Raw genomic sequence first — 12,966 nt, forward strand, 5'->3', positions numbered from 1 at the left:
GAGTTACGCCCTGCACGGGCGGGCTGCGAGCCGTCGTCGGCGTGCATGCCGCGCGTCTTGTTCGGGAATTGGTTCCGTCATCGTGGTTTAGGCGTTTCAGGCACTGTCGGACTCGAGGCCGCCGGAGCCCATCGACTTCAGGTGCGCCGCGAACTTGTTCATCATGTGCGTCTTCATGACCTGACCGAGCCCCTGCGCATCTCGGGCGCGGAGCTTCTCCATTATGTCTTCATGTTCCTCGATCGCCTGGGCCCAGCGTTCTTCGGACAGGTTGACCATGAACCGCGCCCGGCGGACGCGCATGCCCAGCATGCGATGATGCATTTCCAGGATTTCGTTCCGCGCGCCTATCAGCAGGGCGTTGTGGATGTCCTGGTTGGCCTTGAAGTAGGTCTGGCGATCCCGGGCCTTGTAGGCCCTGACCATCGCGGCGTGCCGTTTCTCGATGGCTTGGATCTCGGCATCGCTCAGGTTGCGGCAGGCCAATTCGCCGGTGAGCTGTTCCAGCACCGCGATCACGGGAAACGTGCTTTCCACTTCGGCGCGTGTGACTTCGGCGACACGCGCGCCCCGGTTCGCCTGCAGGATGACCAAGCCCTCGGAGCCGAGAACCTTGAGCGCTTCGCGCAGCGGAGTCCGGGAGACGCCGAAGGTTTCGCACAATTCCTTTTCGGGAACCTTCTCGCCCGGCTTAAGGGCATCTTCCACGATCAGGTTGCGCAATCGCTCGACCAGTTCCTGGTGGAGGGTCGGTCGCTTGATGCTTTCATTCAGGTTCATCACCGCATCCTAATATTCAATTACTTGATCCAGCAAGCGTGCCACGTGCTGCGCGCGCCGGGGCGTGCCGTCGGCGATCTGATGCCGGCACGAGGTGCCGTCGGCCACGATGAACGCCTCCTTTGGCGCCGCATCGAGCGCCGGAAAGAGATCGAGACCGGCCATCTTGAGCGACACGTCAATGGTCTCGGGCGCGTAGCCGAAGGCGCCGGCCATGCCGCAACAGCTGCTTTCTATCATGGTTACGTCTGCGTCGGGGATGCGATTGAGCAGGTCGAGCATCGGATTGACGGCATCGTGGGACTTCTGGTGACAATGGCCGTGAACGTAGATCGGGCGGTCAATCGGTTTCATCGGAAAGTCTGCGACTTGGACGAGATACTCCTCGAACGTGTGCGTGGCCGACGCCAGCGCCTGCGCCTCTTGGCCGGGACAAAGTGCCAGGAACTCGTCGCGGAATGTCAGGATCGACGAAGGTTCGAGCCCGACGACGGGAACCCCGTTTGCCACGGCGGCCTTCGTCGCGTCGATGACGCGTTGCGCCTCGGTACGGGCCTCGTCGACGCATCCCACTGCCAGCAGGGTGCGTCCGCAATCGAGCGACCTGCCGCTGTCATCGCGGGCCACCGCGACGCGCTTGCCGGCCGCGCGAAGGACACGGATCGCGGCGCGCAGGTTCTCTGGTTCGAAGTAGCGGTTGAAGACATCCGCGAACAGCAGGACATCCGGATCGGCATCCTGCGCCTCGTCATCGCGGAACGGATTCGAGGACCAGACCGGAAGGTCACGGCGGTGCGACACCCCTGTAAGCTTTTCGGTCAGCTTGCGCACCGGGCCGATCTTGTTGCGCAGGTTCATGAGCCACGCGAGCCTGGCCGCCGTTGGCGCGTAGCGGGGCAGGTAGCCCACCAGCTTGTCCGCGAGCTTGAGGCCGGAGTTCCGGCGCCGGGCGGCCAGGACTTCGATCTTCATGCGGGCCATGTCGACGCCGGTGGGGCATTCGCGGCGGCATGCCTTGCAGGACACGCAGAATTTCATCGTGTCGGCGATGGCATCCGAGGTCAGACCGCCGGGCATCTGTCCGCTGATCGCGAAGCGCAGGGTGTTGGCGCGGCCGCGCGTCGCGTCACGCTCGTTCCTGGTGGCGCGGAAGGACGGGCACATGACACCGCCCTTGAGCTTGCGGCAGGCGCCGTTGTTGTTGCACATCTCGACCGCGCCCTGAAAGCCGCCCCCGGCCCCCGGCCACGCCGACCAGTCGAGCGCGGTCTCGAACTCCGGCACGGCATAGTCCGGCCCGTAGCGGAAGACGCGACGATCATCCATCGCGGGGGCGTGCACGATCTTGCCGGGGTTCATGAGGCCGCCCGGATCGAACCGCGCCTTGACCTCCTCGAAGGCCGAGACGATGCGCGGGCCGAACATCTTTTCGTGGAATTCCGACCGTACGATCCCGTCGCCGTGTTCACCGGAATGCGACCCCTTGTACGTCCTGACCAGGTCGAAGGCTTCCTCAGCGATGGACCGCATGGTCCTGACGTCCTTGTCCTGCCGCATGTTGAGCACGGGCCTCACGTGGAGGCAGCCGACCGATGCGTGAGCATACCACGTTCCCTTCGTGCCGTGGCGCGTGAAGATATCGGTCAGTCCCTGGGTGTATTCCGCAAGGTCGGGCAGGGCCACGGCGCAATCCTCGACGAAGGAAATCGGCTTGCCGGCCTCTTTCATCGACATCATCACGTTAAGGCCCGATTTGCGGTATTCGGCGATGGCGCTCTGCAAGTTGTTGTCCGTCACGGGGACGACACCGCCCCATGACTTGGTGTTGTTGGTGAATGCGTAACCGAGATCGCCCATCATCCGGGACAGCTCGGCCAGCTTGGCGGCGTTGGCCTCGGCGCTGCCTTCTGCGAACTCGACCAGCAGGAGCGCGGCCGGATCGCCCTGGACGAAGGATTCGATCGTGTTGCGGAAGAGCGGTATGTCGCGGCCGAGCGCGATCATCGTGTCGTCGATCAGTTCGACCGCCTGCGGGTCGAGCGTGACGAGATGCTGGGCCGCGTCCATCGCCGCGTAGAAGGTGGGAAAATGGCAAACCCCGGTGACTTTCTCGCCCGGAAGGCGGGCGAGGCCGAGTTCGAGCTCGGTGAAATAGGCCAGCGTGCCTTCCGAGCCGACGAGCAGATGCGCCATATTCAGGTCATTGCGGGTCAGCGCGTCGATATTGTAGCCGCCGACACGACGCTGGACCTTGGGAAAGCGGGCGTCGATCTCGTCTGCTTCGCGCCGCCCGAGGGCCCGCATGTCGGCCACCAGGTCGGCGTAGCTGCCGGGCTCGGGGGCGTCGGTGTCGAAACGTGCCCGGGTGCCGTCAGGCAGAATGGCCGAGATCGAACGGACATTGTCGCGCATGATTCCGTAGCGCAAGGATTTGCCGCCCGAGGAATTGTTGGCGGCCATGCCGCCGAGCGTGCAGCGCGACGCGGTGGAGGGATCGACGGGAAACCAGAGGCCGTGCGGCTTCAGCGCGCGGTTCAGTTCATCGAGAACCAGGCCGGGCTCGACCCGGGCGGTCAAGTTCTCGGGGTCGATGTCCAGAATGCGGTTCAGGTGCCGGGTATTGTCCAGGACCACGGCGCGATTGACCGTCTGGCCGCATTGCGAGGTGCCGCCGCCGCGCGGAAGTACCGGCACCGCTTCTTCGCGGGCGATTTCCATCGCCGCCTCGATATCCTTCACGGTGCGAGGCACCACGACCGCGTCGGGAATCATCTGGTAGATCGATGCGTCGGTCGCGTAGCGGGCGCGTGCCGCGGAATCGGCCATCACCGAGCCTTCGACAGCACGGCTCAAGCGGCTTGAAAGGCGACTGTTGTTGCGCATCGTGTTCTGTTTTCCCTTCCTGTTTCGGGCGTAATTCCGGACCCGGAACTTTTCAGTTGACTGAATTATGAATTCATAATTACGCTGAGGCAACATCAAATCGTGCCGACCAACGGCGCGCCTGGAAGGACAAGTTGCAATGCGCCAAGCTGGCAGACATTTCCTGCAAATTCCCGGCCCGAGTGCCGTGCCGGACCGAATACTGAAAGCGATCGGGCAGCAGACCATCGACCATCGCGGCCCCGATTTTGCCGAAGTCGGCAAGAAGGCGCTGGACGGCATGAAGACCATCTTCAAGACCGAGCAGAACGTTTTCATCTTCCCGTCCTCGGGCACCGGCGCGTGGGAGGCGGCGCTGGTGAATACGCTGTCGCCGGGCGACAAGGTGTTGATGTTCGAAACCGGGCACTTCGCGACGCTGTGGAGCAAGATGGCGCGCAAGATCGGGCTGGAGCCGGAGTTTCTGGAAGGTGACTGGCGCGGCGGGGCCGAGCCCGACCGGATCGAGGCGCGCCTGCGCGAGGACAAGGACCACGAGATCAAGGCGGTCTGCGTGGTGCATAACGAAACCTCGACGGGGTCTGTGTCGCCGATCGAGGAGGTGCGCAAGGCGATCGACGCCGCGGGCCATCCCGCGCTCTTTATGGTCGATTCGATCTCGGGCCTCGCCTCGGTCGACTTCCGTTTCGATGAATGGGGTGTCGATGTGTGCGTGTCGGGCTCTCAGAAGGGGTTGATGCTGCCGCCCGGGCTGAGCTTCAACGCCGTGAGCGACCGCGCGCTGGCGCATGCCAAGTCGGTGACCATGCCGCGCAGCTATTGGGACTGGCACGACATGGTCGGGCCGAACGCCACGGGGTATTTTCCGTACACGCCCGGAACGAACCTGCTGTATGGTTTGAACGAAGCGATCGACATGCTGCATGAGGAAGGTCTGGACAACGTCTTTGAGCGCCACGCACGGCATGGTGCAGCGACGCGCGCCGCGGTGCGGGCGTGGGGGTTGGAAGTGCTTTGCGCCAGGCAGGGGCAGGAATCCGGGGTTCTGACCGCGGTGCTGGTCCCGCAAGGGCATTCGGCCGATGCGTTCCGCGCGACGACACTGAAGCACTATGACATCTCGCTCGGCAACGGACTGTCGAAAGTGGCCGACAAGGTGTTCCGCATCGGGCACCTGGGCGATTTCAACGACCTGATGCTGATGGCCACGCTATCCGGTGTCGAGATGGGGCTGGAAAAGGCCGGCGTCCCGCACCAGTCCGGCGGCGCACAAGCGGCGATGGAGCATCTGAAAAAGTCAGATAACACGCGGTTTGCCGCGGAGTAACGCTCTGGGAGGAGCAATAAGGGAGGAGAAACTATGACTTTCAAAGCAACCATCCTGGCCAGTGTGGCGGCGATTGCCATGCCGCTTGCGGCAGGTGCTGCGGACATGACCCTGCGCTTTGGCCATGTCGGCAACCCCGGATCGCTCTTCGAGGCCTCCGCGGACGCCTTTGCCGAGTGCGCGAATGGCAAGCTGGGTGACAAGGCCGAGGTGCAGACTTTCGGTGCCAGCCAGCTGGGCAAGGACCGCGAACTTCTGCAAAAGCTGAAGCTGGGGCAGGTGGATTTCTCTCTGCCGTCCTCGGTGATGTCGTCGGTCGCGCCGGAGTTCGGCGTGTTCGAGATGCCCTATATCGTCAAGGATCGCGACCACATGCGCCGCATCCAGGCCGAGCTGGGCGACGTCTTCCAGGCGGCGGCGCAGCGTGAGGGATACCGGATCATCGGTTACTTCGAGAACGGGTTCCGCCACATCACCAACAATGTGCGTCCGATCAACAAGCCCGAGGACCTGGAGGGCGTCAAGCTGCGCACGCCGAACGGCGAATGGCGTGTGAAGATGTTCCAGCTTTATGGTGCGAACCCGACGCCGATGGCGTTCTCGGAAGTTTTCACCGCGTTGCAGACCAAGGTGATCGACGGTCAGGAAAACCCCTATGCGCAGATCGCATCGGCCAAGTTCCAGGAGGTGCAGGAGTACCTCTCGATCACCGGGCACGTCTACACGCCGGGCTATGTCCTCGTGGCCGAAAACCAGTGGCAGAAGCTGCCTGAGGACGTACGTGCCGAGCTTGAAGCGTGCGGTGCCGAGACGCAGGATTTCGTCTATGAGCACGCAGCGAAGCTGGAGACCGAGCTTCTCGAGGTTATCCGCGAGGCCGGGGTCGAGGTCAACGAGGCCGACAACCAGGCCTTCATCGATGCCTCGGCGCCGATCTATGAAGAGTTCGCGACGAGTGTCGACGGCGGTGCGGAGCTGATCGAGACAATTCAGAGCCTCGCTTCCGGTTCCTGATCCCGACTGCGCAGGGGGCCGTCAGCGGCCCCCTGCAAACACTACTGCACCTGAGCACCAAACGTCGCAAGACTATCGCCGGGCACGCCGCCCGGCAGGGACCCATCATGTTCAACTCACTGCGTAAATTCTTCGAAGTTGCCCTGGAGTACTTCGTGGTCTTTCTCATGGTTATCCTGACCGCCATCGTCGTCGTCGCGGTGATCTACCGTCTTCTGGGGGCAAGCCTGGCCTGGTACGATGAGATCGCCGCCATCCTGTTGGCATGGATCACCTATTACGGCTCGGCGCTCGCCGCTTTGCGGCGTCGCCATATCGGCTTTGATACCGTGCTGCTTGCGGTACCCATGCCCGCGCGCATGTGGGCAGTGGCCTTGGCCGAGGCCACGACCGCCGGCTTTTTCATCCTGCTGGCCTGGGCAGGGTTCACGGTCATGTCGATCCTCGGAGGCATGTCGCTTGTATCGGTCACATGGGTGCCTGTCAGTTTCACCCAATCGGTGATCCCGGTCGGCGCAATCCTGTTCCTGATATGCCAGGCGCTGAGTCTTCCTGACTATTGGCGCAAGACTGCCGCCGGCGTGTCGCTCGAACATGCCGAGATCGAGGAAGAGGTCGAAACCGAAATGAAGAAAGCGGGGAACGCCTGATGCTGATGCTCGGTATCTTCATCGCGATGGTCGCGATGATCTGTCTGAACGTGCCGATCGCGATTGCGCTGGCCGTGTCCGCGATCGGAGGGCTGCTGGCGCTCGAAGGCACCAACTCGCTCGTGAATGTCGCGCTGGACATGTATAGCGGCGCGACCAAGTTCTCGCTTATCGCGATCCCGATGTTCGTGCTTGCCGGCGCAATCATGAACGCCGGCGGTATCACCGACCGGCTGATCAACTTCGTGGCGGCACTCATCGGGTTCATCCGGGGCGGGCTGGCTCATGTCAATATTGGCGTGTCGCTGTTCTTTGCCGAAATATCCGGCTCGGCCGTCGCGGACGTGGCGGCGATGGGGTCGGTGCTGATCCCGCAAATGAAGAAGCGTGGCTATTCCGGCGCGCTCGCCGCGGCCGTGACGTCGTCCTCCGCGTCGCTTGCGATCATCATTCCGCCGTCGATCCCGATGATCCTTTACGCGACATCGGCCAATGTTTCGGTCGAGCAATTGTTCGTGGCCGGCGTGGTGCCGGGGGTGATGGGCGCGGCGGGCCTGATGGGCGTCGCCTATTACTTCGCCCGCCGTTACGACCTGCCGCGCGAGGAGGCGTTTTCGGGCCGTCGCGTGTGGGAGACCTTCGTCGAGGCGCTGCCGACCTTCGCGCTGCCGGTGATCATCCTCGGCGGCATCTTCGGTGGCTACGTCACGGCGACCGAGGCCGCGGGCCTTGCCGTTCTGGCGGCCATCGCGATCAGCCTGTGGTATCGCCAGGTGGATTTCAAACATCTGCAGCAGTCGATGCTCGACGGTGGCATGCAGACGGCGGTGGTCATGCTGCTGGTGGCGGCATCCGTGGTGATGGGCGGGTTTCTGACGCGCGCGCAGTATCCTCAGGAACTGGCGGCGGGGATCTTGAGTCTCACGGAAAACAAGTGGTTGATCCTGCTGATCCTGAACTTCTTCTTCCTGATCATCGGGTTTTTCCTGCACTCGGCCGCGGCCATCATCCTCGTCGTGCCGATTGTCATCCCGTTGATCGAGGCTGTTGACATCAACCCGATCCACTTTGGGCTTGTTGTCACGCTGAACCTCGCCATCGGGCAACAAACGCCGCCCGTGGCCAGTGTTCTGATCACGGCATGCGCGGTGGCGCGGGCGAACATCTGGGAAGTGAGCAAGGTCAACATCTACTTTGTTGCGGTCCTGCTGACCGTGCTCCTGATGTGCACGTACATCCCGTCTATCCCACTATTCCTGGTGGATTATTTCTATAACTGAGGTCGAAGGACCGGCTAGCTTGCATGGGCGGGCAGTCGGTCAGACCCTGAGGAGCTGCCGGAATGAACCTTGAACTTGCGAATGCGCTGATCGCCTCGGCTTTGGAGTATCGGCGTGCGCATGACATGAAACCCCTCACGATTGCGGTGATCGATGCCGGAGGCCATCTTGTTGCGCTTCAGCGCGAGGACGGCACGAGCAACCTGCGACCCGAAATTGCACAGGGCAAGGCAAAAGGCGCAGTGGCAATGGGCCTGGGATCCCGGGCGCTGTATTCCCGGGCACAGGAACAGCCGTTCTTTATCGACGCCATGAACGCATTGAACCGGGGTCAGCTGGTGCCTGTTCCCGGTGGTGTCTTGATTTACCGCGATGAGACGCTGATCGGGGCAATCGGTATCACGGGTGATAGCTCGGACAACGATGAAGCATGCGCCGTGTCCGCCTTGAGCGCGCATGGTCTGACTGCGGGAACAGGTTGAAGCGCCTGCTGTGGTCTTGTCTGCCGCATATGAGTTGACACTTGGCAACCGAACTTCAAACACCGTCAGACACTTGATACGTTTCCTCCGAAGTAACCCGGTCTGCCATGAGGGCCTATGACAAGAAATCTGCCGAAGGCCCATCGTGCACGGGTTGGAGCAATCCGTGAGTAAGAACGAAGTTCAGTATACCGATTTCGGGTACCAACCTGATTTTGTCCGCGGCTATCGGGATACGATCAGGCGCGGAGTGCCGAAAACTCTGAATGTGCATGTCTACCAAGGCAACGGGCCGGGACCGAGTCCCTTGGTCGTTTGTTTTCATGCGGGAGGTTTCCGTACCGGGCGTATTGTGCATGGCGACCATCGCGCTATCGCCCGGTGGCTAACCAAATCAAATATCTCCGTGGCGTTCCCAGAGTACAGGCTGGGTGCCAAGAGATCTGATTTGTCGGAAAGTACCAGATCGAGAATGGACGAGTTGGAAGCGCTGGCCATTTCAGGATTTCCGGCACGCTTTCGGCGCAGCGAGGCATTGGCCGCATTGGAAGACGCGTGCGCACTGCTGGTTTGGTTGGAAGCCAACAGAAACGAGTTCAATTTCAGCGGTAAGCTTGTCTTGGCGGGCGGATCGGCAGGAGCAATCACGGCGTTGAACGTTCTTTACCTGGCGCCGCATCTAGGGCTGTCTGTACCTGAGATCGGTGGAGCAATTTGCTACTCGGGCGGCTTCGCCTTTCCAGGCCTTGCCGACACTGTAGATACTCCGGTATTCGCGATACACGGCCCCGAAGATGACCGCGTTCCGATGCACTCGATCCTGGAATTGTCGAAGCGCAACCCGGCTGTGTCCTTGTTGGTCTCGGATGAGCACAGCCATGGAAGCCTGAAGCTATGTCCAGGTGAGGTCAAGAAAGATACGTATGGACGGCTAATCTCCAAGGTGAATGAATTCAGCTAGGGTCGTCAGAGTTTGGGGATTCCCAAATCGGTGGCTGAATGATTGAATGTTACTGACACATTAACTGAGCCAAAAACCGAAGATGAACGGTCTCGAGGTCGTTGCTCAGACGGTCAGGGACCGGGGCATTCGACCCCATACAGGTGATGGATATGCAAAAGAAAACGGGCGGCGAAGGAAACCGGAATGACGTGTGGATCGCGGGCGCGGGGCTATCCGCGGCGGTCGTGGCACGCGAGTTGGCGGAAGCCGGGCATCACGTTCAGGTCTTCGAGGCGCGAGACCACATTGCCGGCAACTGCTACACCGAACGCGACCCGGAAACCGGCATCATATTGCACCGCTACGGGCCGCATATCTTTCACACCGGGGATGACGAGGTGTGGGACTACGTCAACCGCTTCACCACCTTCGTGCCCTACGACCACAAGGTCTGGACGACTGTTGGCGGGCGTGTCTTCCCGCTGCCCATCAGCCTTGCCACGATCAACCAGTTCTACGGCCGCGCCATGGGACCGGCCGAGGCGAGGGATTTCCTTGCCGACATCGCCGAAGACATCCCGCACCCCCGAAACTTCGAGGAACAGGCGCTGTCGATGATCGGCCGGGACCTGTACGAGGCGTTCTTCAAGGGCTACACCGAAAAACAGTGGGGCCGGTCCCCGACCGAACTTCCCGCGTCGATCCTCAAGCGCCTGCCGGTGCGCTTCTCCTACGAGGGCAGCTACTTTGCCCATGCCCATCAGGCGCTGCCGCGCGACGGCTACACGCCAATGGTCGAGGCCATGCTCGATCATCCTTCGATCACCGTGCACATCTCGACACCGCTCGATCCCGCAGAGGTGCCGGACGGCGTGCATCTCTTCTGGTCAGGGCCGCTTGACGCCTATTTCGACCACGTCCACGGGCACCTGGGCTACCGCACGCTCGATTTCCGTCACGAGCGCACCAGCGGCGATTTCCAGGGCTGTCCGGTCATGAACTACGGCGAACCGGACGTGCCCTATACCCGCATCACCGAGCACAAGCATTTCGCACCCTGGGAAAGCCACGACAGCACGATCATCACCCGCGAGTACTCGCGCGAGGCAGGGCCGGACGATATCCCCTACTACCCGATCCGCTTGACGAACGAAAAGGAACAACTTGCGCTCTACGTGAAGGCCGCGAAGGAAACGCAAGGTGTGACCTTCCTCGGTCGGCTTGCAACTTACCGCTATCTCGACATGGATGTCTGCATCCGCGAGGCGCTCGATGCCTCCCGCGCCTTTCTTGCCGCCGAAGCGAAGGGCGAGCGTTTGCCGGCGCTACTGGTTTCTCCCTGAGAGGCTCACGCGGAAGGCCCGGCTTGCCCCACAGTGGGCCGAGACGCCTTTCGATACTTCACGATCGTGCGCCCGTAGAACCGGCACCCGACCTATTTCAGGGCTTTGGTAATTCGCAGCGCAGCCTGCATTTGTGAAAACGCGACGAATTCGTACTTACTCTCGGGAATGGTTTCGGTGAGCGCCTTGTATTCATGATGCTCCCACGCGGGATATCCGAACAATTCGTCGAACAGGATGACAGAGCCGACGCGCAGCCGCGGTTTCGCCAGTTGCAGAATGGTCTTCGCCGGTTGATACGTGTCGGTATCGACATGTAGATAGGCGATGTCGCCCGGGTTCTTTTTGAGGAAAGGCTGGAATGTCTCGTCGATCCAGCCTTTGACGAGTTCAACATTGGGCTCGACCTTCGGAAGTTGCCCACCAAGATCAAAATGCCCGCTCTTGTGATGGTTGCCCGTCCAGTTCTCGGATAAGCCCTCGAAACTGTCGAAGCCGAAGAGTTTTCGCTGGGGATGCAGGCCCGCCATATGGTTGATCGAGCCGCCAGTGAAGACACCGCACTCGATCATCAGCCCCTCATCCTTAATCAAGGTGGCCACATAATCGAGAAGATGCGACTTCCTGCCGAACAGAAGCGCGTTGGCGATGTTGGCCTCGATGAAATCCGCCGAGCGTTCGTTGGCCCGGTCCTTTACGATCTGTATTGGTTTGTCACTTGGCATTGGCTCGATTTCTCTTTCCGTCACTTGGGGTGGCATCGTACCGTCGCGACGGTTGACGCTGTTGCCTGTCTGGCGATTTGATACCCCCTGTCCGGGCCGGTCCAAAGAAAAATCTGTGCGCCGAGGATCGACATGTTCGACCATCGGCATTCGGGCAATAGCGCCCCGTCACGCTCCTGCGATAGTTGAACAACAGATGTCGTTCTTTTCGACTCCGAAATCTTCTTTCTGTTGAGGCAATTGCCGACATGCATAAACTAGCGAGAACCTGGCACCTCAATGACAGACCAACGAGAAAACAACGCAATGGGCGAACTCAGCAGTATCGTACTTCCCGAAGGCCACAAGTTCCTGCGGGCGGTCCCCGTCGAGAAGCAGGACGATGAAGCATTCGTCGCCTCTTACGACAGTCAAACCTTGTTTTACGATGTCTTCTATGACGGATCGAACAATCTGGTCCGCATGATCGGCCCGGATCTGAGGAACCTTAAGAACTATTTCAAGAACGCGATCCTCGAGGTCGATGGCGTCGAAGTTCAGGAGCGGAACATCGTCAAGCTGGGGCCTCGCACGAATGAGGTAACCTTTTCATCGCCGCATCCGGACCCCAGGCATCTGCGCCTGTTTCAACCCCGGACCCCGCAGTTCGAAGAGGTCGTGGAAATCAATCGCTCCAACCTCGAGAAATTCCGGGGAAAGAACGCCCTCGTCGCAATATCCAAAAACAACGACCTTCAGTGGATCGAGGACTGGCTGACCTTCTATTCACGACGGCATGGGGCAAATGCTGTCGTGCTGATTGACAATGGAAGCGATGCCTATACGCCCGAGGATATCAGACGGACAATCGCCAAGGTGAAGGCGATCGAAGCAGCCGAGGTGATCTCAGCCCCTTTCCCATTCGGACCACGCGCAACGACGCGGGTCGAGATCGGCTCGAAGTTTCTTCACCTGTCGATGCTGCATATCGCGCACAGGAAATATCTGGCCGAGGCGAATGCTGTTTTGTCGGTTGATATCGACGAGCTGGTGCTGGGCCGCGACGACGAGACGGTTTTTTCCGCGGTCAAGTCCACGGCGGACGGCTACATGTCCATTCGCGGACGCTGGCGTTATGCACGCAAACCGGAAGGCCCGGCAAAGGTCACACATGCCGACCACGTTCTTCAGCGACGGGGCGCGGACGCGCGGATGCAGCCCAAATGGTGCCTGGACCCGCAAGGGCCGTTGGCCGGCAGGTACTGGCGCGTCCACGGGATATCCGGTGCACAAAGAAATTTCGAGCATCACTTCTACTATCTTCATTGTCGCCAAATCACGACGAGTTGGGATTACGCACGTGGTTTCGAGGACGAAGAGAATTTCGAGGAGGCGCAGGATGCCTCGTCTCTTCGGGAAGTGTTCGGGGGCGTGAGCAACTCGACCTGACTGGTCCTTTTGCCGCAAAGCAGCCATTCGGTCATATTGCGGTAACCGGCAGCGTCGAGGCGATATCGACAGATGCTGGAACTTGCACGCATGTCCAGTTTCGGAAACCAG

At 60.8% G+C, this 12,966-nt stretch carries 11 protein-coding genes; 8 read left to right on the top strand and 3 right to left on the bottom strand.

What is annotated here, in order from left to right; translation table 11 throughout:
* Positions 1-96 precede the first annotated feature (96 nt).
* Both KUV49_RS18240 and KUV49_RS18245 read right to left on the bottom strand, forming a co-directional pair.
* Positions 97-780, bottom strand: coding sequence for a GntR family transcriptional regulator (locus KUV49_RS18240; protein WP_222452386.1), 684 nt, complete (start codon positions 778-780; stop codon positions 97-99).
* A 9-nt stretch (positions 781-789) separates the two neighbouring features.
* Entirely contained in the window at positions 790-3,633 is a 2,844-nt protein-coding gene (locus KUV49_RS18245; RefSeq protein WP_315899570.1) for an FAD-binding and (Fe-S)-binding domain-containing protein, read from the bottom strand.
* Positions 3,634-3,802: 169 nt separating this feature from the next.
* Here KUV49_RS18245 and KUV49_RS18250 point away from each other — a divergent pair, with 169 nt between their 5' ends.
* From KUV49_RS18250 to glf, 7 genes are all read left to right on the top strand, one after another.
* Positions 3,803-4,990, top strand: coding sequence for a pyridoxal-phosphate-dependent aminotransferase family protein (locus KUV49_RS18250; protein WP_222452388.1), 1,188 nt, complete (start codon positions 3,803-3,805; stop codon positions 4,988-4,990).
* A 33-nt stretch (positions 4,991-5,023) separates the two neighbouring features.
* The gene (locus KUV49_RS18255; protein WP_222452389.1) at positions 5,024-6,004 is read left to right on the top strand and encodes a TRAP transporter substrate-binding protein; all 981 of its coding nucleotides are present in this window, start codon (positions 5,024-5,026) and stop codon (positions 6,002-6,004) included.
* 107 nt (positions 6,005-6,111) lie between these two features.
* The gene (locus KUV49_RS18260) at positions 6,112-6,654 is read left to right on the top strand and encodes a TRAP transporter small permease (protein ID WP_222452390.1); all 543 of its coding nucleotides are present in this window, start codon (positions 6,112-6,114) and stop codon (positions 6,652-6,654) included.
* Entirely contained in the window at positions 6,654-7,934 is a 1,281-nt protein-coding gene (locus tag KUV49_RS18265) for a TRAP transporter large permease (protein ID WP_222452391.1), read from the top strand. The genes KUV49_RS18260 and KUV49_RS18265 overlap by 1 nt, the downstream gene beginning before the upstream one ends.
* A gap of 62 nt (positions 7,935-7,996) precedes the next feature.
* Positions 7,997-8,416, top strand: a complete 420-nt coding sequence (locus KUV49_RS18270; protein WP_222452392.1) for a GlcG/HbpS family heme-binding protein — start codon at positions 7,997-7,999, stop codon at positions 8,414-8,416.
* Positions 8,417-8,582: 166 nt separating this feature from the next.
* A complete protein-coding gene (locus KUV49_RS18275; RefSeq protein ID WP_222452393.1) occupies positions 8,583-9,377 on the top strand; it encodes an alpha/beta hydrolase in 795 nt (264 codons plus the stop codon).
* Between the two features lie 152 nt (positions 9,378-9,529).
* Positions 9,530-10,702: a UDP-galactopyranose mutase gene (glf, locus tag KUV49_RS18280; protein ID WP_222452394.1), complete on the top strand. Its 1,173-nt coding sequence runs from the start codon at positions 9,530-9,532 to the stop codon at positions 10,700-10,702.
* 92 nt (positions 10,703-10,794) lie between these two features.
* Here glf and KUV49_RS18285 read toward each other — a convergent pair whose 3' ends face one another.
* Positions 10,795-11,577 carry a class I SAM-dependent methyltransferase gene (locus KUV49_RS18285; protein ID WP_222452395.1) on the bottom strand — a complete coding sequence of 261 codons (783 nt, stop codon included), beginning with the start codon at positions 11,575-11,577 and terminating at the stop codon, positions 10,795-10,797.
* A 129-nt stretch (positions 11,578-11,706) separates the two neighbouring features.
* Between KUV49_RS18285 and KUV49_RS18290 the strand changes: the two genes are divergently transcribed.
* A complete protein-coding gene (locus KUV49_RS18290) occupies positions 11,707-12,855 on the top strand; it encodes a hypothetical protein (RefSeq protein ID WP_222452396.1) in 1,149 nt (382 codons plus the stop codon).
* Positions 12,856-12,966 lie beyond the last annotated feature (111 nt).

It is taken from the genome of Roseovarius atlanticus (assembly GCF_019802205.1).
In the GTDB taxonomy this organism is placed as follows: Bacteria; Pseudomonadota; Alphaproteobacteria; order Rhodobacterales; family Rhodobacteraceae; genus Roseovarius; species Roseovarius atlanticus_A.